20 protein-coding genes are annotated in these 20,297 nt (G+C 64.8%); 2 read left to right on the top strand and 18 right to left on the bottom strand.

Going from position 1 to position 20,297, the window contains the following annotated elements; all coding sequences use genetic code 11:
• The first annotated feature begins 105 nt into the window (after nt 1-105).
• Complete coding sequence (locus P4L93_08185) at nt 106-1,044, top strand: hypothetical protein (GenBank protein MDR3686917.1); 939 nt, start codon at nt 106-108, stop codon at nt 1,042-1,044.
• Nucleotides 1,045-1,062: 18 nt separating this feature from the next.
• Here P4L93_08185 and P4L93_08180 read toward each other — a convergent pair whose 3' ends face one another.
• The 12 genes from P4L93_08180 to P4L93_08125 all read right to left on the bottom strand — a co-directional run bounded on the left by P4L93_08180 (nt 1,063) and on the right by P4L93_08125 (nt 13,191).
• Nucleotides 1,063-2,004, bottom strand: a complete 942-nt coding sequence (locus P4L93_08180) for a DUF6179 domain-containing protein (protein MDR3686916.1) — start codon at nt 2,002-2,004, stop codon at nt 1,063-1,065.
• 11 nt (nt 2,005-2,015) lie between these two features.
• Nucleotides 2,016-2,591, bottom strand: coding sequence for a DUF6323 family protein (locus P4L93_08175; GenBank protein ID MDR3686915.1), 576 nt, complete (start codon nt 2,589-2,591; stop codon nt 2,016-2,018).
• A gap of 647 nt (nt 2,592-3,238) precedes the next feature.
• On the bottom strand, nt 3,239-4,006 hold the full coding sequence (locus P4L93_08170; GenBank protein ID MDR3686914.1) for a hypothetical protein: 768 nt from the start codon (nt 4,004-4,006) through the stop codon (nt 3,239-3,241).
• 263 nt (nt 4,007-4,269) lie between these two features.
• The gene (locus P4L93_08165; GenBank protein ID MDR3686913.1) at nt 4,270-5,307 is read right to left on the bottom strand and encodes an alcohol dehydrogenase catalytic domain-containing protein; all 1,038 of its coding nucleotides are present in this window, start codon (nt 5,305-5,307) and stop codon (nt 4,270-4,272) included.
• Nucleotides 5,308-5,348: 41 nt separating this feature from the next.
• Complete coding sequence (gene lsrF / locus P4L93_08160) at nt 5,349-6,185, bottom strand: 3-hydroxy-5-phosphonooxypentane-2,4-dione thiolase (protein MDR3686912.1); 837 nt, start codon at nt 6,183-6,185, stop codon at nt 5,349-5,351.
• 109 nt (nt 6,186-6,294) lie between these two features.
• The gene (locus P4L93_08155) at nt 6,295-7,515 is read right to left on the bottom strand and encodes a 6-phosphofructokinase (protein MDR3686911.1); all 1,221 of its coding nucleotides are present in this window, start codon (nt 7,513-7,515) and stop codon (nt 6,295-6,297) included.
• A 40-nt stretch (nt 7,516-7,555) separates the two neighbouring features.
• Nucleotides 7,556-8,530: an acetyl-CoA carboxylase carboxyltransferase subunit alpha gene (locus P4L93_08150; protein MDR3686910.1), complete on the bottom strand. Its 975-nt coding sequence runs from the start codon at nt 8,528-8,530 to the stop codon at nt 7,556-7,558.
• Between the two features lies 1 nt (nt 8,531).
• Nucleotides 8,532-9,419 carry an acetyl-CoA carboxylase, carboxyltransferase subunit beta gene (gene accD / locus P4L93_08145; GenBank protein MDR3686909.1) on the bottom strand — a complete coding sequence of 296 codons (888 nt, stop codon included), beginning with the start codon at nt 9,417-9,419 and terminating at the stop codon, nt 8,532-8,534.
• A 125-nt stretch (nt 9,420-9,544) separates the two neighbouring features.
• A complete protein-coding gene (locus tag P4L93_08140) occupies nt 9,545-10,483 on the bottom strand; it encodes an aldolase (GenBank protein MDR3686908.1) in 939 nt (312 codons plus the stop codon).
• A 147-nt stretch (nt 10,484-10,630) separates the two neighbouring features.
• Nucleotides 10,631-11,083, bottom strand: coding sequence for a GNAT family N-acetyltransferase (locus tag P4L93_08135; protein ID MDR3686907.1), 453 nt, complete (start codon nt 11,081-11,083; stop codon nt 10,631-10,633).
• A 4-nt stretch (nt 11,084-11,087) separates the two neighbouring features.
• Nucleotides 11,088-12,695 carry an NAD+ synthase gene (locus P4L93_08130; protein MDR3686906.1) on the bottom strand — a complete coding sequence of 536 codons (1,608 nt, stop codon included), beginning with the start codon at nt 12,693-12,695 and terminating at the stop codon, nt 11,088-11,090.
• 94 nt (nt 12,696-12,789) lie between these two features.
• Complete coding sequence (locus P4L93_08125) at nt 12,790-13,191, bottom strand: tryptophan-rich sensory protein (protein MDR3686905.1); 402 nt, start codon at nt 13,189-13,191, stop codon at nt 12,790-12,792.
• 270 nt (nt 13,192-13,461) lie between these two features.
• Between P4L93_08125 and P4L93_08120 the strand changes: the two genes are divergently transcribed.
• A complete protein-coding gene (locus P4L93_08120) occupies nt 13,462-14,058 on the top strand; it encodes a hypothetical protein (protein MDR3686904.1) in 597 nt (198 codons plus the stop codon).
• Nucleotides 14,059-14,227: 169 nt separating this feature from the next.
• Here the strand turns inward: P4L93_08120 and P4L93_08115 are convergent, their stop codons facing one another.
• The 6 genes from P4L93_08115 to trpB form a co-directional block, all read right to left on the bottom strand.
• Nucleotides 14,228-14,728, bottom strand: coding sequence for a hypothetical protein (locus tag P4L93_08115; GenBank protein MDR3686903.1), 501 nt, complete (start codon nt 14,726-14,728; stop codon nt 14,228-14,230).
• 24 nt (nt 14,729-14,752) lie between these two features.
• Nucleotides 14,753-15,976: an ABC transporter permease gene (locus P4L93_08110; protein ID MDR3686902.1), complete on the bottom strand. Its 1,224-nt coding sequence runs from the start codon at nt 15,974-15,976 to the stop codon at nt 14,753-14,755.
• Complete coding sequence (locus P4L93_08105) at nt 15,963-16,688, bottom strand: ABC transporter ATP-binding protein (GenBank protein ID MDR3686901.1); 726 nt, start codon at nt 16,686-16,688, stop codon at nt 15,963-15,965. Before P4L93_08105 ends, P4L93_08110 begins: the two co-directional genes overlap by 14 nt.
• Nucleotides 16,689-16,691: 3 nt before the next feature.
• Complete coding sequence (locus P4L93_08100) at nt 16,692-18,116, bottom strand: efflux RND transporter periplasmic adaptor subunit (GenBank protein ID MDR3686900.1); 1,425 nt, start codon at nt 18,114-18,116, stop codon at nt 16,692-16,694.
• 172 nt (nt 18,117-18,288) lie between these two features.
• Nucleotides 18,289-19,074, bottom strand: a complete 786-nt coding sequence (gene trpA, locus P4L93_08095; protein ID MDR3686899.1) for a tryptophan synthase subunit alpha — start codon at nt 19,072-19,074, stop codon at nt 18,289-18,291.
• Complete coding sequence (gene trpB / locus P4L93_08090) at nt 19,071-20,297, bottom strand: tryptophan synthase subunit beta (protein MDR3686898.1); 1,227 nt, start codon at nt 20,295-20,297, stop codon at nt 19,071-19,073. The genes trpA and trpB overlap by 4 nt, the downstream gene beginning before the upstream one ends.

Here is a 20,297-nt window from a genome sequence, read left to right as displayed (position 1 = left end):
GAGAACCCTCTCATACCTCCCCGCGCTTCGAGTTGTATGTTCTATACACGTCCGGTCGACGTCGCCACGCTGACCAGCGACGAAGCCCGACGCAAAGGGGATTGAATGCAGACCGACCGATGCTTGATACAACGTGCCCGTCTCCGGACGCTGGCGCTGACTGTCGTCGCTCTCGCCCTAGGCGCGGTGCTCGGCATACCGGCGGCGGCAAGCGCCACCACGTTCAACCCCGCCTTCGTGATCTCCGATGCGAACATGCGTGCCTCTGGGACACTCTCGCAATCGGACATCCAGGCGTTCCTGAACGCTCAGAAGGGACCGCTCAAGTCGCTTGTCACCACGGACTACAACAACGTCAAGAAGCCCGCGGCACAGATCATCAATGAGGCGTGCAATCAGTGGCACATCAATCCTCGCGTGATGCTGTCTTTGCTCCAGAAGGAGCAGAGTCTTCTGACGCGCACGTCGCTCGACAAGAACACTCTCTCGCGAGCCATCGGCGCGGGCTGTCCCAACGGCTCTACCAACAAGTACCCCGGATTCGGCAAGCAGATGTGGTACGGGGCACGCTTGCTCGACGGGTACGGCGAGGGCAAGAACGGCTCGACGATCCCGCTCTGGAAGTCGCCGTATGTGGTGGTCGCAGACATCTACCAGCATCCCAATGTGGACGTGAGGACTTCCAACCTCGGGACATACAAGCTCTACATCTACAACCCGAGCATCGGCGCGAAGGCCCCCTACGGCGACCTCTCGTCGCAGGCGAGCAGCCTCTCGGGAAACGCGAACTTCTGGATGATCTTCCGCAAGAACTTCGGCGATCCCACGGCCAACCCGCCGGGCTATCACACGCGTGCGGTGATGCGCCAGAACTCGCAGCTGTGGAACGCGACCATTCGCACCAAGAGGAGTCCGTCGCCCACCAAAGGCGGATTCGTGAACGTCACCGGCCCGATCGTCGTGCGGCGCGGCCGAAAGTACGTCGCAGTTTCTTGGGGCGGCCACGCCGGATGGGTCCGCTACGACCACATCCGGTGGGCATAGGCGACTCGTCACGTCCCGCTAGAACGCCACGAACACTCCGCGCAGCTCCTGCCGCGGAAGGCCGATCTCAATGCGCGGCAGCAGTTCAGCGGCCCAGTCGGCCAGGTACTCCCTCGCCGTCGCGTCGCTGATGCCCAGCGAGTCGCACGCACCCGCCGCGGCGTCGCGCAGCACACGCTGGCGCGCAACGTGCCCGAGCGCGCCCAGCCGGCGCACGATCTCATCGCGGTCGGCGTCGCTGACCTTGAGTGGATGCGGGTCCTTCCCCACCAGCGCCAGCCCGATGGCGTTGGCCGCAACCGGCTCGTAGAGGTTGATGAGCAGCCCCTCGTAGTCCGGAGAGCTCGCCGAAAGCAGCCGCTTGCACGAGTTCAGCTCGAACCTGCCCAGGAAGTCGTTCTCGATGATCACGTGCCGCAGGTACTCGTTGATGTAGTCCACGCCGAGCTGCTCCTCGGACACGGGGTGGCAGAGCTGGTAGTCGAAGCTAATAGGGACGTCGTGCGCCATCGACCGGACGTCGTAGACCCTCGGAAAGTCGCCGATGGTGGCCATCGTATCGTGCAGCGAGATGTTCGGAAGCTGGGGCATGCTGGCGTTTGCCTGTTGCCACAACGTGCCCGTCAGCTCGACCCTGCGCTCGATGTCAGCGAGTCTGCGCCGGAACTCGGCGTCGAGATCGACAGAGAGCAGCTCGTCAGGGATAGTCGGATCCTCCGGATCGATGCCCAGTACGAAGCAGACCGACCGCAAGATGTCGACGGCGACGTGTTTGGGCACGGAGCTGCTGTCGCCCATCGTGTAGATCGCCGTGCGGTGCTCGAGCAGCCGCAGGAACCTGCTCTGGAAGGCGGCGACATCCTCGGGGGACGCCAGCTCGCTGGCCCGGCCCGGCAACGGCACGGGCGAGACTGCGCTACCCGGTTCCTCGGATGGCGCCGGTCCGCACTCATCTGCCAACAACGGCACCCCTACTCGTCCATCCAGCTGGCGCCATCCCACGCGGGCGCGAACTCGTCGTCGACCCACTTCGACACGTCGTAGCGGTGTGCCGCGAGCGTGTAGCCGTTCTTCACGGCGTCGTCGGCACCGGGATCGGCGGCGTCCTCAACGTCTGCCACCTCGCGCACGTGCCGAGCCAGCCCGTCGAGAAGCGCCTCGGACAGTCGCTCCATGTCGCCCTGGGCCACATCGTCATAGAGCGACCGCATGGTGCGGATCAAGTCGTCGTCGGGAATCTGCTCCTCCGATTCGTTCTTGAACAGGTAGAACAGGTCCTGGAGCTCGAGGACAGTCTGGACGAACCCGGTCTGAGACACGTACACCGAGCTGCTGAATGCGAGCACCAGGTCCTTGGCCACGCCGCCGCCAAACTCCACACGCTCGGTCTCCTGCAGCGCGTCGAGACGGCCGACAACCAAGGCCTGAATGTCCTGCTGAGACAGGGTGATCCCGTAACGCTGGGTCACGTTGTTGCACGACTCGAGCTCCTGCGCGGCGGCCTGCAATTGCAGCTGGGCGTCGTTCTGCCCGAATGGAACGATCATTCGCATCACCTCAACATGAGGTTCTACACCCTTATCCCGAGAAGGTCAGGACTCGATTTTCAGGTCGATCCATGGTATGGTGTTTGTGGTGAATTAGGCCTCTGCGCTGGTGTTTTACGGCTGCGGGGGTTTTGTGTTGCGGGGGATCGATTGGCTGGGCGCGACTCGGTACACGAGCCCAGGCGCTGTGATTGACCTCCGCTCAAAGCGATGCGCCGACAAGGCGCGCCTTCCTTGCCACGCGGACCTCGAAGACGCGCCTTCCGTGACGGCAACTGGATGGTGGACCATCACGGATGGGCTTGTTACCGCGGCAACTGGCTAGGCACCCTTCAGCTTGGGGATTCAGCCCCAGGAGTTGCCAGCTCTCCGCGCACAATCTGGGCCGCCCACGTCGCCTGCGTCTGGGGCGTTGACTCCAAACGTTTGCAGCGTGGCGGGATGGATAGCCATCCTCTTGGCCTTGGCGGATGCGTCTCGCACGTGGTGACCTGAATGTCGGAGTCGACGGCATACGCCTCGGCGTTGACACCAGCCCCAAGAAGCAGGCCCTCCACGAAGTTCTCGGAGGGCCTGCGCTGCGCTTGGGCTGGGTGTGAGGGCGTCCTGCTTGTCGTGTTGGCGGGGGGCGCGCCCCCCGCTAACTCCTACGGAGCGTTCACGGTGAAGGTCCAAGTCTTGTCGGACTCGTTGCCGTTTCCGTCAAAGGCTTGGACGAAGATCGTATTCAGGCCGTTCGGCAATGGACCCACCGGCATCATCGCAGTGCCGCTCGGAGCGCTGACCATTCCGCCTCCGAGGTACACGCCGTTGACCCAGAACTCGCAGTAGTCCACGTAGGTGTTGTCAGCTACCGGAACTAGGAGTGTGGGCATGGCGTTTGTGATGACCGAGCCCTTGGCTGGCGACGGTGTCCCAATCACAGGCGGTACTTCAATCTCGAACTGCCACGACGTGGCGTACGAGTTCGCTGGCGAGCTCTGGTCTTTCAGGGAGATGCCGGCCCGATGCCACCCGTCGCCGAAGTTGGGCGGGTAGTAGCTCAGGGCCACCTTGGTGCTGCCAAGAGCTGGATTGTCGGCGACCCAGACCCACGTGGCCTTCCATGTGACGCCGTCTGGCTGCAGGGCTTCGTTCAACTCCCAGTGGCCAGTGGCGCTCTTAGCGGCCACCGTCAGGAGCTTGTTCGGGCCGTTGTCGAGCGAGATGAATGCTGTGCTCTTGTTCACCGTCGACCCGAAAAGATCGACGTACAAGCTGCCGGGCTGAGTGTGATAAACCATGCCCGGAGCCGGGCACTGGTTGGCCCACGTGACGGCGAATGCCGACGCGGGCAGAGCGAACAACAGTAGACAGACCAGCAATGCCGAGACGCCCGCCCAGCGTCGCCTTCCGGACAGATAACGAAAAGTCATTACGTCCGACCCCCAATCAGGACGCCCAGTGCGCACCCCACTGCGCGCAAAGTTCTTACCCTCGAGCCTGCGTTTTGATCGAAGGTGAACGGCAGCCGAACGCCAAGGCGCTGCAGTCGCGTGACGTGGCGCGTTGTGGCCGATTCCGGCTTCGACTAGCAAGACCTGGACACTCCGGCGAAAGTGTTTCAGCAATTAGACTCTAGTGGACGACGTACGATTTGAACCCGAAAAAGCGCTCCGAGCGTGCGAGCCATCTCGCCCTACGGCTCCAGCACGACCTTCACGCTCTCCCCTGCATTCGCCACGAGCTGGAAGCCTTCCTGCGCTTGGTCCAGCGGCAGGCGATGGGTGATGAGGTCCGTGACCTCTACTCGGCCACTGGCGATCAAGTCAAGCGCCATCGCGAGGTCGGCCGGCGCGGCGCCGTAAGCGGTGCGCACGATGACTTCTCGGCGCCACAGATCGTTGAGTGGCATGGGGTGGTCCTGGCCGGGAGCCGGGACAGCGAAGACTACGAAGGTCGCACCGTTGTCGAGGCAGGCGATGCCTTGGTCGATGGCGCTCGGCGCACCGGTGCCCAAGATGACGAGGTCGGCGAGGTTGCCGTCGTTGGCCGCTCGCAGCATCTCGGGGAGCTTGTCGCCCGCTGCGATCGCGTCGAATGCCACGGCGCCGCTGCGGCGAGCCCAGTCGAGTCGGTACTCGCTGACGTCTGTGGCGAAGACTCGGCCAGCCCCCAGCGCAAGCGCGAGGCGGATGTGGAGCAGCCCGCTGATGCCGCTGCCCATCACGAGTACGGTCGAGCCCGGGCGCACGCCGGAACGCGTCTGCGCGCGCACCACGCACGCGAGCGGCTCGACGAAGCTGCCCTGCTCGAAGGTGACGTTGTCGGGCAGCTTGAGGATGCCGCGGTCCGTTTGGAGCGCGGGCATGCGTACGTACTGGGCGAACCCACCGGGATCGAAGTTGGTGGTGTGCAGCGTGTGGCACGCGGTGTGGTTGCCGGTCAGGCAGTATCGGCAGGTGTTATCGGGCACGTGGTGGCTCAGCACGACGCGATCGCCCACCGCGACGTTGCGCACGCCCTCGCCAATCGCCACGACCTCGCCTGCGACCTCGTGACCCAAGACGATGGGCGCCTTGGGCACTCGGTACCACTCGAGTACGTCGGAGCCGCAGATGCCGCTCGCGTGGATGCGCACGAGCGTCTCGCCGGGACCGATCGCAGGGATGGGCTGCTCGGCGATGCGGACATCGGCGTTGTTGTAGTAGACCGCGACGCGGTTGGTCTCAAGCATCTGGCGCGCCTCTCGGCTAGGGTGGCTCGTTCGGGTGGGGACTAGATCTTCTTCTGGTCGTCGACGGAGCCGACGCCCGGACCGGTGATGCCGCTGACAGCTTTCTCGTCCATATAGACGGCATAGGCGTCGTCTACCGAGGCGTTGCCGTGCACGACGGCGTTGACCGCCTTGATCATGCCGAGGGGGCTGTCGGACTGAAAGATGTTGCGGCCCATGTCGACACCGGCAGCGCCGCCCTCGATGGCCTTCTGCGTCATCTCGAGAGCCTCGCGCTCTGGCAACTTCTTGCCGCCGGCCATGACGATTGGCACCGGGCAGGTGCTGGTGATGCGCTCGAAGTCCTCGCAATAGTACGTCTTGACGATGTGGCCGCCCGTCTCGGCGATGATGCGGCTGGCCAGCGCGAGATAGCGTGAGTCGCGAGCCATCTCCTTGCCAACGGCGGTCACGCCGATGACCGGAATGCCGTAGCGCTCGCCCTCGTTGACCAGCTTGCCGAGGCTCGCGAGGTTCTGGGCCTGATGCGGCGAGCCGATGAACACCTGGCAGGCCATGCCGGCGGCGTTGAGGCGGATGCACTCCTCGGTGTCTACCAGGATAGTCTCGTTGGAGAGGTCGTCTTCGAGCACGCTGCTGCCACCGGTGACGCGCAGGACGATAGGCGTGTCGACGGTGCTGGGGATGTCGTTACGCAGAACGCCGCGCGTAAGCATCAGCGTATCGGCGTAGGGCGCGAGCGGCACGATCGACTCGCCACAGCGCTCGAGACCCGTGGTGGGTCCGAGGAAGTAGCCGTGGTCGACTGCGAGCATGACGGTGCGGCCGTCGGCCGGCTTGATGATCTTGTTGATGCGGTTCTCAAGACCCCACGACATCGTGAAGACCTCCTGGTTGGTGGGTTATGCAGACTGTGTAAGCCACGCGTGCGACACGCTAGCGAACGCCTCGCGAGCGCCTGCCGGAGCGCACGCGCTGGCGCCCCGACTAGCGCGCCTCACGATACTCCAGTGCCCGCGCCAGCTTGGCGAAGTCGCTGTCGGTCTCGATGAGCCGGATGCGCGTCTTGAGCGTGGTGGGATCGATCAGCTCGTCGAACGGCACGTACGTGATGTTGAGCTGGCCTTCCGTGCTCACCATGACCCCGGTGAGCTCGTCTTCGACCAGCGCGCGGCACGCGCCGACGCCCAGCTGCGCGCCCAGCATGATGTCGAACGCCGTCGGCTCGACGCAGCGCGTCTCGTAGCCGAGCTGCTTGTGGCGCACCTTCATCGACTTACCGGTCTTGGCCGTGTAACGCTCCTCGATGGCCTTGGCGAACGTCTTGCCGATCTCGGCGTCGGCCAGCACGGTGTTGCCGTGCTCGTCAACCGCCTGCGGGCGCTGATGCTCCGGCAGCTTGTCGACGAGGCCCTCGGCGATAGCGACGATGCCGAACTTGCGGCCATCCCGCCCGCGAGCCTCGATGAGATCGGCGACCTGGTCGGCGTAGACGTCGAGGTCAAACGTGCCGGGAACGTCCTCTACCGAGATGACCTTGTGCGCGTCGCCGGCGATGGCAGCCGCGTAGGTGAGCCATCCGGCGTTGCGGCCCATGATCTCGAGCACGTAGTAGACGCTGCCCGACTGCGCGTCGGCGTACAGGTTGCGCATCTCGACTGCCGCCAGGTTCGCCGCCGAGGTGAAGCCGAACGTCCAGTCGATGCCGAAGTAGTCGTTGTCGATCGTCTTGGGGAGGTGAACCACGCTCAGCGGCCTGGGCCCAAGCTCGAGCTGCTGCATGCGGAACAGGTAGTTCGCTGTCTTGAGCGTATCGTCGCCACCTAGGGACACCAGCGCGTCGATCTCCAGCGAAGCGAACGCGTCGAGCACGTTGCGAAGCTTCGCGTTCTTGGTCGAGTCGCTGAGGTCGGCGATTGAACCGATCGGCTTGCCGGGATTCGCGCGAGCCGTGCGGATGACGATCGCCTTCTCGCTGCGGATCTTCGATACCGCGTCGCGCGTCAGCTTGATGTAGTCCACGCCCTCGACCAGCGGCTTGCCCGACGAGAAGTTCTCGAGGTGCGAGTAGCCGTCGTAAAAGCCGATGACTTCGACGCCAGCGTTGACGAACGACAGCACCGCCGCCGAAATCACGGCGTTGGCCGCTGGTGCGGGCCCGCCCGAGAACAGGATTCCGACTCGCTTGATTGACCCTCCAGAGCTCACAGAGCCCACCCCCTCGTCGACGCCAGGCTCAAAGCCCGCGTCACTCACTATCCAACAGGCAGTACTCGCCGATCGCGCGAAGGCGCTGGTAGCGCCGCTCCACGAGCTCGTCGACAGGCATCGCGGCAAACTCGTCGAGCGAGCGCGTGATAGCCACCCGCACGGCGTCGTAGACAGCAGCCGGGTTGCGATGCGCCCCGCCCAGCGGCTCGGGCAGCACCTCGTCAGCGATGCCGAGGCGCACGACGTCCTCGGCGGTCATCTTCAGGCATGCCGAGGCGCTCTCCGCCTCGCTGGAGTCGCGGTAGATGATGCTCGCGCACGCCTCCGGGCTCGAGACGCTGTAGTAGGCGTTGTCCAGGAGGAAGAGTCGGTCGCCAAAGCCGATGGCCAGCGCGCCGCCGCTTCCGCCCTCGCCGATACCCACGCAGATGACTGGCGTGCGCAGCGCGCTCAGCAGTTCGAGCGACTCGGCGATGGCCCACGCCTGGCCGCGTTCCTCGGCCTCGGGGCCAGGGTAGGCGCCGGGGGTGTCGAGCAGGCTCACGATTGGCAGGTGGAACTTCTCGGCGAGGCGCATCACGCGCATGGCCTTGCGGAAGCCCTCGGGGCTCGGCGAGCCGAAGTGACGGCGGATGTTCTCGCCGGTGTTTGTGCCTTTGCGATGCCCCAGCAGCGCGACGCGGCGGCCCTCGATGGTCGCAAAGCCCGCGAACATCGCCTCGTCGTCGGCGAACGTGCGATCGCCGTGCAGCTCTACAACGTCGGTGAACAGCTCCTCGATGTAGTGCACGGTCTTGGGGCGGTCGGGGTGACGCGCGATCTGGACGCGGTCCCACGGCGAGAGGTGGTGGTACGTCTCGATGCGCAGCGTATCGATCTCGGCGGCAAGCGCTTCGATCTCGGTAGCGAGTTCGGGGTTCTCGGCAAGGTCGAGACGGCGCAGGTCTGCGAGCTTGGTCTCCAGGTCGATGAGCGGACGCTCGAAGTCCATGATGTAGCGGGGCTTGGCCATGTTAGGAGACACCGCCCTTCGCCACCGGCGCGAGGTAGTCGAGCAGCAGCGAGATGTTGTCCTTCAGCTCGCCACGCGGCACGACCTCGTCGATCATCCCGTGCTCTTGCATGAACTCGGCGGTCTGGAAGCCCTTGGGCAGCTTCAAGCGCAGCGTCGACTCGATGACACGAGCGCCGGTAAAGCCGATCATCGCGCCCGGTTCCGCCAGTAGTACGTCGCCGAGCACCGCGAAGCTCGCCGTGACTCCGCCGTACGTGGGGTTGGCCAGCACGCTGATGAAGGGCAGGCCCGCCTCGGCGTGGCGATGAGCCGCCGCGCTGGTCTTGGCCATCTGCATCAGCGAGAGCATCCCCTCTTGCATGCGCGCGCCGCCCGAGGCGGTCACAAGAACGATGGGGAGGTTGTTGGCGGTGGCGTACTCGAAGGCGCGGGTGATCTTCTCGCCCGCGACACTGCCCATCGACGCGCCGATGAAGCGGAAGTCCATTGCGCCAAGCACGAGAGGGTGGCCGTCAAGTGTGGCGTGACCGGTGACGATCGCCTCGGGCAGGCCGGACTTCTCGGCGGCCGTGGCAAGCTGATCGACATAGCGCTTGTTCGCTTCCCACTCAAGCGGGTCGCACGGCACGAGCTCGGCGTCGATCTCGACGAAGCTGTCCTCATCGGTGAGCAGCTCGATGCGCTGCGCAGCGGTGAGGTTGAAGTGGAATCCGCAGTACGGACAGACGCGGTCGCTCTCGATGAGCTGTCCCTCGTAGATGATCTTGCTGCAGCTGTCGCACTTGATCCAGACGCCATCGGGCACGTCGGCGCTGCCGGCTTTGGGCTCGGCAACCTTCGTATAGCGGTTGGTCTCGCGTGCTGAGAACCAGTCTGAGATCGGCATGAAGTGGGTTCCGCCTGCCTTTGTGTACCGTTCGGTCTACTTTACCCGGGAAAACCGTTGCGGCACCGCCTGGCCTTTACTGACCGGAACGGTGCCGCAGCGCTTGTACTTTCGCGTTGAGGAGCCTAGAGCGTGAAGTCAGCCTCGCCGTTGAAGACAGCCAGCGCCTCGTCGACGGACTTGTCTCCGATCGTGATCGCCGAGATGGCCTTGGTCAGGCGCACGGCCTCGTCCAGCGAGCGCTGGTGGATATTGCGGCCCGTCGCGTTGCCCGACGCCCCACCCACATGGATCTGGTCGTAGAGCTGGCTCAGGAACGTCTTGGCGTCGACCGTCGAGCCACCGGCGCACACGAGGTGCGTGCGTCCCGCGGCCTTGGAGGCCTCGACGAGCTTCTGCGCCGAGGTGGCGGTTTCGTCACCCTTGGGCGGGTTGCACTTGACGAAGTCGGCGCCCAGACACGCAGCGGCACCGGCTGCACCGGCGATGAGGTGAGCGTCCTTCTCATCGGTGACGGCCTTGCCGCGCGGGTAGATCCACAACACGACGACCAGACCATTGGCGTGTGCGTCAGCGATGAGCTGGCCGGCCTCGGAGACCATCGTCGACTCGTACTCCGAGCCAAGGTAGATCGTGTAGCCGATACCAACCACGTTGACGCCGTTGTCGATGAGGTCGAGCACGACCTGGAAGTCGTAGAGCTGCGGCGAGTACGGATCGTCCTGGCTCGTGTGCACCAGATGCGTCTTGGAGTTCATCTTGATGAGGTAGTTGATGCCGGGATAGTCCGGCGCGAACTGGGCGATCAGGCCGCGCTGGCCTGCCAGCACGCCGCACACGCCCTGCGAGCCGATCTTGAACAGGTGCTCGGGCTCGGCGTCATCCGGGTGGATGTCCTTGCCGAAGAAGTCGTCGTTGAGGTGCTCGAACTTCTGGTCGCATGCGAAAAGCATCAGGCGGCCGGAGTTCTGTGTGGCCTTGAGGTAGTTGTCGATGTAGAGCTCGCGAGCGGCAGCCGGTACGTCGGCCGGAACGCGAACCTGATCACGGGTGATGGTCGGCATTAAAGCCCCCTCCTTGGTGCGTGAGAATCGGAAACGTGCGCTCTTAACAGCAAGGTACCCCGGGTGCCGAGAAGAGCCACAGAACAGGGTACGCGAAGCGTGGACGACGCGCTAGGCGCGCAGGCTCGAGCGACGAGCGAGCGGCGGCTAGCCGAGCCGCTTGCGCATCTCGCGGTGAGGGATTCCCGTGAGCTCGCTGATGAACGGCTCGCTTGAGAACTCCCAGCCCAGCGCCTCGTAGAAGCCGAACGCTGTGTGGCGCGCGTTGAGCCACAGCTCGCTCGCGCCCTCCTCGGCGGCTATGCGCTCGAGCGCAATCATCAGCTCGCGTCCCACGCCGAGGCGCTGCGCCGCCGGCGCCACGACGACCTGCCGCACCTGCCGCACCTCCTCGCCCGCCTCAGGCAGAAGCCGCGCGCTGCCGAGCAACTCGCCGGCGGGTCCGAGTGCGATCGCGAAGCGGCTGCCGTGCGCCGGGTGGTACCACTCGAAGTCGCGCTCCACACCAAACGGCCCGTAGAGCACGTCGAAGTACAAGCCGAGGACCTCGGCGAAGCGGGGCCAGTCGTGCGTGACGGTCTCGATGCGGAAGCCGGGCATGACGCTAGCCGCCGTAACGGTTGGTGATGGGCATACGGCGGTCCTTGCCGAAGGCCTTCGGCGTGATCTTGACGCCAACCGGGCCCTGACGCCGCTTGTACTCGGCCAGGTCGGTCATGCGGATGACGCGCTCGACGATGTGCGCCGGGAAGCCCATCGCGACGATGTCGTCGCGGCTGTCATCCTTCTCGACGTAGTGCTTCAGGATCGCATCGAGCACAGGGTACGGCGGCAACGAGTCCTGGTCGACCTGGTCAGGGCGCAGCTCGGCGCTGGGGGCCTTGTCGATGATGGCCTGCGGGATGACCGGTGCACCACCCCGTGTGTTGCGCCAGCGAGCGAGGTCGTAGACGCGCACCTTGAAGACGTCTTTGATCGGCGCGAAGCCGCCCACCATGTCGCCGTAGAGTGTGGAGTAGCCCACGGCCAGCTCGCTCTTGTTGCCGGTGGCAAGTGGCAGCCAGCCGAACTTGTTGGAGAGCGCCATCACCAGCGTGCCTCGCACGCGCGCCTGCAGGTTCTCCTCGGTTACATCGGGCTCGCGACCCTCAAGCGCCGGCTCCAGCGTCGTGAGAAACGCCTGGAACGGCTCCTCGACCGGCAGCTCGATGGTCTTGATCCCCAGCGCCGTTGCCAGCTCGACTGAGTCGCTCACACTACCCGGCGACGAGTAGCGGCTCGGCATCAGAACGCCGTGTACGTGCTCGGGCCCGAGTGCGTCTGCTGCGATCGCCGCGACGAGCGCCGAGTCGATGCCGCCGGACAGGCCAAACACCACGTCGGTAAAGCCGTTCTTGCGCGCATAGTCGCCCAGACCAAGCTTGATGGCCTCGTAGACCTCCTGCTCCGGATCCATCACCGGTGCCAGGTCGCCCGAGGCCCCGAGCTTGGCGCCGGGAGTGAAGTCGGCGATCACGAGGTCCTCGGCGAACGAAGCCCCGCGCGCAACTACGTTGCCCTCCGGCGAGATGACGACGCTGCGACCGTCGAAGACGAGCTCGTCTTGGCCGCCTACGAGGTTGCAGTACGCGAGCCACATCTTGTTGTCGCGAGCGCGCTGTCGCAGCATCTGCTCGCGCTCCTCGCCCTTGCCCGCGTGAAACGGCGACGCCGAGATGTTGAAGAGCACGCCCGCGCCCATCTCGGCGGCCTCGGCGGCAAGCTCCGGCACCCAGATGTCCTCGCAGATGGTCTCGGCGAAAAGGTCGCCGCCCAGCTTGGTCAGCCCCGGCGATTCGCCGGGCTCGAAGTAGCGCTCCTCGTCGAAGACGCCGTAGTTGGGGAGTCGGCGCTTGTAGTAGCGCTGCAGAACCATCCCGTTGCCGCAGAGCGCCATGGCGTTGTACAGCTTGCCATCGCTACGGTCGACGAAGCCGACCAGCGCCATGTGGTCGCAGCCCGACGCGATCATCTCGAGCGCGTCGAGGTTCTCTTCGACGAAGTGCTCCTTGTGCAGCAGGTCCTCCGGCGGGTAGCCAGTGACCGCGAGCTCGGGCAGCAGCGTGAAGCCTGCGCCCTGCTCGGCAGAGGCCGCAATCGCCTCCATAATGCGGCGTGCGTTGCCTTGGATGTCACCGACGGTGGTGTTGATCTGTGCGAGTGCTACACGCATGCCTGAACCACTCCGTTTCGCTGCTGCTGAATGGCTGCGAGCCGTCCGACAAGTCTACCCGAGCCGACGAGCCCGCGCGCCACGCGCACGGCCGCTAGCGATTCGCAAGCGTGATGCTGACCTGAAGAACCGTCGCGGTTGAAACCCACACAAGGTACGGCACCAGCACGAGCGCGATCCAGATCGAGCCTGGGCGCCAAACCAGCACTACCCACGCGACGAGCGTGAGCAGCACGACGACGATGTCGGCCGTGGCCAGGGGCAGGTTACGCGCGCCGAACTCGATCGTCGTGAAAGCGGCGTTTGCGACGAGGTTGAGCGCGAGCGGCACTAGCACCCACCGGCCCAGCTCCCCACGCCAAACCTTGGCCACCGTCGCCACGGCCGCAATCGCGATCAGCGGGTAGAGGAGCGTCCAGATCAACCCGATGGTAGCGGGCGCCGGAGTCCAGCTCGGCTTGGAAAGCGCGTCGTAGTAGCTCCTGTAGTCGGTCATCGTCGCGCCTTCCATCAGGGCCGGATGTTGCCGCTCGGTCAGCCGTCGAGTATCCGTATTCTGCCATCTAGCTGCGGCGTTGGTTTCTCGTGACTTACCTGCGACGTTGCCAAAAGTGGCACCGATATTGCGCTTACCCCGTTCGGCCGCCGCCCGAACGCAGCCGCACGTGCACGTGTACTCGGGGCGGAGCGGCACGCACGAGGCACCGGCCTGACCAGAAAATGGCACGGCCCTCGGGCGTACTACAAGCCGGCGGAAGGAAGCCGTGTGAAGGTAAGCAGTCGTGTTCGTTCGGTGTCGGCCCTCAGCCGACAAGTGGTCACCGTCGCCCTCTCGGCGGTCGTTCTATTGGCAGGTCACGCTGCCCCGGCGCAGGCAATCACGCGCGCCGAGGTGCTCAAGCGGGCCAACACCTGGATCAAGAAGCACGTCCAGTACAGCCAGTCCTCGTACTATCACGGTTACCGGCGGGACTGCTCCGGGTTCGTCTCGATGGCCTGGAAGCTCAAGTCCTCCTACACCTCCTCCGACATCGGCTCGGTGGCTCACAAGATCTCGTGGAGCAAGCTCAAGCCGGGCGACGCCGTTCGCCGTTCTGGCCACGTCGAGATCTTTGACGGCTGGAAGAACAAGAAGAAGCGCCAGTACTGGGCGCTCGAGGAGTCGCAGTCGGGCAAGCCAGCACTGCGAGCAGTCAAGCAGTTCAAGGGCGGCTACTCGGCGCTCGTGCTCCGCGGCATCAAGGACGCCCCGAAGCTCGTGCCCGCCACGCCCATCATCGCGCCGGCCCCAGCGCCGAGCGTGCCTCCTACCGGCAGCATCGACACCACGCCGAGCACTCCTACAACTGGCACGGCGAACTAGCCGCGCGACTGGAATCTCACCGCAATCGGCGACGTCGGCTTTGACGCCGTAGACGTCACCTAGAACGCACCGCGGGCCCGCACCCGCCGAGGAAGATCCTCGGTCGGATGCGGGCCCGCTATTCGTTCGCGAGATCTTACTGGCGAGCGCAGGAGCACGCCCTTGGGGGCTACTGGCCCGACGAGCTCGAACCGCCGCCGTTGCCGCCACCGGCACCGCCGCCGCCAAAGCCACCGCGGCCGCCGCCACCGAAGCTGAAGCTACCTCCGGGAGGAACGATCTGCACAGACATCGCGGTGATTCCACCGTTGCCTGCCTGCCCGAACGCTGCAACCTGATCGCCGATCTTCACGTCGGCGGCGGTGAGGACCTGCTGCTTCGAAACGTGTGTGGTAGACGAGAGGAAGACGGTCTTGGAGCCGCCGTCAGACGTCTTGACGGTGATGCTCTGAGCGTCCTGCGCGATAACGGTTCCGGTGGCAACGTTGGCTGAGTTGCGGAAGCCGGCTCCACTCGAGTTGCTGCCGCCGAACCCGCCACCGCCAAATCCACCGGCACGCCCCGCGAATCCGCTGGGCGCCTGCGTCTTCTGGTACGTCACACCACCGTAGAACCCGACAGCGCCAAAGAGCACCGCCGCCAGCACCGCCCAAATGACTGTGTTCTTCATACGTAGCGCCTTCCTCTCAAATGCTTATTGATACCTGAGTGCTTCAACAGGGTTCATGCCAGAAGCCCTGAGCGCGGGGTAATACCCAAAAACAACACCAATGCCGATACTCACGCCCGCAGCCAAGAGAACCGACGGAATCGATACCTGCGTCGTCACGCCGGCAAATGCAGTGATTGCCGCCGAGATACCGATGCCGAGCAACACGCCGATCAATCCCCCGAGGAAGGTCAGCGCGACCGACTCGGCGAGGAACTGCATGCTGATGTCGTTTCGTCGCGCACCAACCGCCTTGCGAAGACCGATCTCGCGCGTTCGCTCGGTGACTGCTGTGAGCATCATGTTCATGATTCCGATGCCGCCGACCAGCAGGGATATGCCCGCAATGGACGCGAGCACGATCGTGAACGTTCCGGTCACGGTCGACGCCGTAGCCGCGATGTCGCTTTGCGAAAGCACGGTGAAGTCGGCAGAGGCCGCGTTGGAGATCTTATGGCGCGAGAGCAGCAAAGTGGTGATTTGCGCCTCCACAGCCGCCACGTCGTTAGCGTTTGCGGCCTGAACGCTGATCTGCGAGAGATGTGGGTCGCCAACCAGCAGCTGCTGAACGGTGGTGAGCGGAGCGTAGACCACGTCGTCTTGGTTGTTAAATCCGCTCCCGCCCTTGGCCACAGTGATTCCGATGATACGGAAGTCGATCCCGTTGATGCGGACCCGCTTGCCCACCACGTTCGTAGCGCCGACACCGAACAGGTCGTCGCGAGTCGTGGGGCCGAGCACCGCAACGCGCGCGACCGAGGCGACGTCATTGGCGGAAACGAACTGGCCCTCGGCGATCTGAATGCTGTGAACCGCCTGGTAGACGGGCGTCGCACCCATGATTGACGTGTTGGTGTTGTTGGCCCCGGCGATAACCTGCTGGCGCGACGAACGCTCTTGCGAGACGCCACTTACGCCAGTTACTTGGGTGGCAATGGCTTGAGCGTCGCCCTCAGTGAGCGTCAGCGCCGCGCCTCGAGCGCCTCGAACCGCACCGCCGCCGCCGCCGAATCCAGGCATGACCATGACGAGGTTTGAACCCGCCTGGTTGATCGAGTTCGTTATCGACGCCTGCGCGCCTTGGCCGATTGCGACCATCACGATGACGGACGCGATACCCACAACGATGCCCAGGATGGTGAGCGCCGAGCGGACCTTGTTCGAGGACACCGAGAACGGGGTCTCCTCAACGACATCAACCAACCGCATCGACACTCACCTCCATTGCACGCATCTGAGAAGCGACCGGGTTGTCCGAGAGAATCTTGCCGTCTTGCACGTGGACGATGCGCTTTGCGTGCTCGCCGACGTCGGGCTCGTGCGTGATGAGCACGATGGTGCGTCCCTGATCGTTGAGCCGCTGGAACGTCGAGAGAATGTGCTCGCCGGTCTTGGTGTCCAGGTTGCCCGTCGGCTCGTCGGCAAGGATGAGCCCTGGGTCGGTGATCAACGCCCGCGCGATGGCGACACGCTGCATCTGGCCGCCGGACAGCTCGTTTGACCTGTGGTACCACAGCTCCTCGGGAATCCCAGCGGCCTCCATGGCCGAGATGGCCATCGCTTCGCGGTCCGACCTCTTGACCGTTGAGTACAGTAACGGCACAAGCACGTTGCGCATGACCGTCGCGCGGGGCAACAGGTTAAACGACTGGAACACGAAGCCGAGCCTGAGATTCCGGATGTCGGCCAGAGCGTCATCGTCGAGCTCCGCGACGTTCTCGCCGTCGCGGAAGTACTTGCCCGAGGTGGGCGTATCGAGCAAGCCCAAGATGTACATGAGCGTCGACTTGCCCGAGCCGGACGGGCCCATGATCGCGACGAACTCGCCGTCTTGAACGGTCAGAGAGATGCCGTCAAGTGCAATGGTGTCGGCGCCCATGCCTCCGTGGTAGATCTTGCACAGGTCTTCAATCTCGATCATGCGCTAGTTCCCGCCACGGAACCCACCGCCGGCACCGCCGCGCGCAGCACCGCCACCGCCGAGTACGGACAACCCGCTGCGCGAGGTCGAGCTTCCCGACGTAGAGGCGGAAATGGTCTGAGTCACGACGTTCTCGTTACCAGTCAGACCGCTGATGATCTCGGTGTTGGTGTCTCCGGCAGGGCCTACCGTCACGGTGACGTTGGTGGGAGTGGCCCCGGGCGCGGAGAGAACCTGCACGTACGAGGCACCGCTCGAGTCCGTTTGGACGGCGGCGTTGGGTACCAGCAGCACGTTCGTGTCGACCCTTGTGATGATTGACGCCGAGGCTGTCATGCCCGGGTTGAGCCGCTTGTCCTGGACGTCGAAGGTGACCGTCACGTTGTACGTGACCACGCCCGACGACGTGGTGCCCACGGCATCGATCTGCGATACGTGCCCCGTGATCGTGAGGTTCGGGACGGCGTCGAAGGTGGTTTCGACCTTCTGGCCGATCTTGACATTGGGCCGATCGGTTTCGGCAATCTGGACCTGGGCTTGGAGATTCGACAGGTCTGAGATGACGATCGGTGGGCTACTCGAGCCGCTCGATGAACTCGACGAGCTACCGGACGAGGAGCGGGAGGAGCTCGAGCTCGAGCCGCTCCCGATCTGGTCGCCGTTGTTGACCGACAGTGTGGTCACATATCCGTCGATGGGCGCGGTCACCGTGCGTTGGTCAGCGTTCGTGATGGCCTGCTGATAGTTCTGGGAGGCGGCACTCTGTGCCGTAATCGCCGAGTTCAGGGAGGCTGCGGCTGCGCTGTGGCCCTCTTCCTGAAGCGTGCAGGCGGCTGAGTAGTTCTTCTGCGCAGTGTTCAACGCAGTTTGGGCGGCCGACAACGAGTCCCTCGCGCTAACAACCGAGAAGTTGTTGTACGGCACAGTTCCCTTGGCCTTGTTATACGCGGCCTTGGCCGAAGCGAGAGACGCCTGAGCCGACTGAACCGACTGCTTGGCCTGCCACACCCCGGTCGTCAGCGATACGTCGGCCTGAGTCTCGGCCTGTCGCGCCTTGTAGACGCTCGACTTAGCCGACTGGTAGCTCGACTTGGCTTGGGTGACGTTTGCGTCGAGGGCGGGATTGTCGATGACGAAGAGCACCTCGCCCTTCTTGACCTTCTGCCCGACGGCCACCGACAGCTGCGTGACCGTGCCCGAGATGTTCGGATTGACGGACGCCGCATTCTGGCTGACCACGGTGCCGTTGCCTGCGACGGAGACCGTCAACGTGCTTCGCGTGGGCTGTGCCGTGATGTACTGCGTCCCCGAGCTCTTCTTGCCGATGACCGAGTACACGAGGAAGCCTGCGACGACGAGAACGACAACGCCGACGGCGATCATCCCCCACTGGCCGTTGCGCTTGCGGCGGGGTCTTGGTTCGGTCATCGCGAACACCACTTCTCGGTGTACACGCGTGCGAACTGGAACGCGTTCTTCATCGATCCTCCGCCGTCTCGGGTTGTAAATCGTGGTTCAGAATTCATTAGATGTGCGTAGCTTTCGAATCGCGAATATTGTGCCACATGAGATACAGCACTGTGTGTGCATCCTGTGTAGACTACAACGCCGGTTTGCGCACTGCAGCCGACAACTCGGCCACAAACCCCCGGAGTTCCCCGACTTCGCGCTGTCGCCGCACGATAGCACTACCGACCACGACACCATCGGCAAAACGGGCCACGGCGGCCGCTTGTTCGGGCGTTGAGACTCCAAAACCAACGGCGACCGGCAGGGCCGTAGCGGCCTTCACACGGCCGACCAGCTCGGCGAGTTCGGATGAGAGCTCGGTGCGTTCACCGGTCACACCGGTGGTCGAGACACAGTAGACGAAGCCGCGCGACATCTCCCCCACCTTGGCCAGCCGCTCCGGTGTGGACGTAGGCGCCGCCAGAAATACCGTGTCGATACCCGCCGAGGTCGCCAGCCACGGCCCAGCCATGTCCGGCGGCAGGTCGGGCAGGATCACACCACTGACGCCGGCGTCGAGAATCGCGGCGGCAGCCCTAGGCAGCCCCATGCGCATGAGCGGATTGAGATAACCCATCAGCACGACCGGCGGAGCGCCCTGGCTCGCCTCGGCAATGAAGTCGCGCGCGAGCTCGATAGTCTCGGCGAGGCCGAAAGCGCCACCAGCGGCGGCTCGAGCGACATCGGCGGCATCGCGAATGACCGGACCGTCGGCGAGCGGGTCGGCATACGGGATGCCCAGCTCGATGACGTCGGCGCCGGCCTCGGCCAGCGCGTGCAGCGCCGCGAGCGAGCCCGCACGATCGGGATAGCCGCCCATCACGTAGGCGACCAGTGCGGGGTGACCCTGGCCGAACGCTTCGGTCAGGCGGCTCACAGGCCGGCCTCTCGCACGATGTCGATGTCCTTGTCGCCTCGGCCGGAGAGAGTGACGATCACGACCGCGTCAGGACCAAGTTCGGAGGCCAAGCGCGGGAGCAGTGCCAGCGCGTGGCTCGACTCGATGGCCGGGATGATGCCTTCGAGCTTGGTGAGCTGCGCGAAGCCCGCCAGCGCCTCGGCGTCCGTGACCGGCTCGTAGCGCACGATACCTTCGTCCTTGAAGTACGCGTGCTCGGGGCCCACGCCGGGGTAGTCGAGCCCGGCGCTGATGCTGTAGGCCTCAAGCGGGTTACCTGCCTCGTCTTGAAGCAGGTAGCTGTAGAAGCCGTGCATGACGCCCGGCGTACCTTTGGTCATCGACGCGCCGGTCTTGTCTGTGTCCACGCCCAGCCCAGCGGCCTCGGCGCCAACGAGCAGCGGGCGCTCGCTCGCAGGGACGGTGGCCACGAACGGATAGAACGTACCGATCGCATTGGAGCCGCCACCCACGCAGGCGATGACGGCGTCGACGCGATCGATGTCCTTTGAGGCGATCTGCGCGATGATCTCGTCGCCGATGACGCGCTGGAAGTCGCGCACGATCATCGGATACGGGTGAGGGCCCACAGCGCTTCCGAGTACGTAGAACGTGTCCTCGACGCGCTCGACCCAACGGCGGAGAGCAGCTGTGACCGCATCGGCCAGCGTGCCCGTGCCTTCCTCGACCGGGATGACCTCGGCGCCCAGCAGCCGCATCTTGTAGACGTTGAGCGACTGGCGGCGGATATCCTCGACGCCCATGAACACGGCGCAGTCAAGATCCATCAGCGCGGCCGCGGTGGCGGTCGCCACGCCGTGCTGTCCCGCGCCCGTCTCGGCAATCACGCGCTTCTTGCCCATGCGCTTGGCGAGCAGGCATTGACCCAGCGTGTTGTTGATCTTGTGCGCACCCGTGTGGCACAGGTCCTCGCGCTTGAGGTAGACGGCGCCAAGACCGACCGCCGCCGCCAGGCGGTCGGCGCGGTAGAGGGGCGTCGCGCGGCCGACGTAGTCGGCGAGCAGCACGTCGAGCTCGGCTCGGAAGGCAGGATCGGCGGTCGCCTCGGCATAGGCGGCGGTCAGCTCCTGCAGCGCCGGGACAACGGTCTCGGGCACGAAGGCACCCCCATAGGCGCCGAAGAAGCCGGCGGCATCGGGACCCGTGTAGACGTCGTCAGCGGAAGGCAGCAGCTTGCTCAT

This window comes from Coriobacteriia bacterium (assembly GCA_031292615.1).
Lineage (GTDB): Bacteria > Actinomycetota > Coriobacteriia > Anaerosomatales > JAAXUF01 > JARLGT01.
This window is presented reverse-complemented; position numbering and strand designations above follow the sequence as displayed.

Bases quoted from the DNA above. Each gene is read 5' to 3' on its own strand.
- P4L93_08185 (MDR3686917.1), top strand. From the start codon at position 106: ATGCAGACCGACCGATGCTTGATACAACGTGCCCGTCTCCGGACGCTG.
- P4L93_08175 (MDR3686915.1), bottom strand. From the start codon at position 2,591: ATGATCGTTCCATTCGGGCAGAACGACGCCCAGCTGCAATTGCAGGCC.
- P4L93_08170 (MDR3686914.1), bottom strand. From the start codon at position 4,006: ATGACTTTTCGTTATCTGTCCGGAAGGCGACGCTGGGCGGGCGTCTCG.
- P4L93_08165 (MDR3686913.1), bottom strand. From the start codon at position 5,307: ATGCTTGAGACCAACCGCGTCGCGGTCTACTACAACAACGCCGATGTC.
- lsrF (MDR3686912.1), bottom strand. From the start codon at position 6,185: ATGTCGTGGGGTCTTGAGAACCGCATCAACAAGATCATCAAGCCGGCC.
- P4L93_08150 (MDR3686910.1), bottom strand. From the start codon at position 8,530: ATGGCCAAGCCCCGCTACATCATGGACTTCGAGCGTCCGCTCATCGAC.
- accD (MDR3686909.1), bottom strand. From the start codon at position 9,419: ATGCCGATCTCAGACTGGTTCTCAGCACGCGAGACCAACCGCTATACG.
- P4L93_08140 (MDR3686908.1), bottom strand. From the start codon at position 10,483: ATGCCGACCATCACCCGTGATCAGGTTCGCGTTCCGGCCGACGTACCG.
- P4L93_08135 (MDR3686907.1), bottom strand. From the start codon at position 11,083: ATGCCCGGCTTCCGCATCGAGACCGTCACGCACGACTGGCCCCGCTTC.
- P4L93_08130 (MDR3686906.1), bottom strand. From the start codon at position 12,695: ATGCGTGTAGCACTCGCACAGATCAACACCACCGTCGGTGACATCCAA.
- P4L93_08125 (MDR3686905.1), bottom strand. From the start codon at position 13,191: ATGACCGACTACAGGAGCTACTACGACGCGCTTTCCAAGCCGAGCTGG.
- P4L93_08115 (MDR3686903.1), bottom strand. From the start codon at position 14,728: ATGAAGAACACAGTCATTTGGGCGGTGCTGGCGGCGGTGCTCTTTGGC.
- P4L93_08110 (MDR3686902.1), bottom strand. From the start codon at position 15,976: ATGCGGTTGGTTGATGTCGTTGAGGAGACCCCGTTCTCGGTGTCCTCG.
- P4L93_08105 (MDR3686901.1), bottom strand. From the start codon at position 16,688: ATGATCGAGATTGAAGACCTGTGCAAGATCTACCACGGAGGCATGGGC.
- P4L93_08100 (MDR3686900.1), bottom strand. From the start codon at position 18,116: ATGACCGAACCAAGACCCCGCCGCAAGCGCAACGGCCAGTGGGGGATG.
- trpB (MDR3686898.1), bottom strand. From the start codon at position 20,297: ATGAGCAAGCTGCTGCCTTCCGCTGACGACGTCTACACGGGTCCCGAT.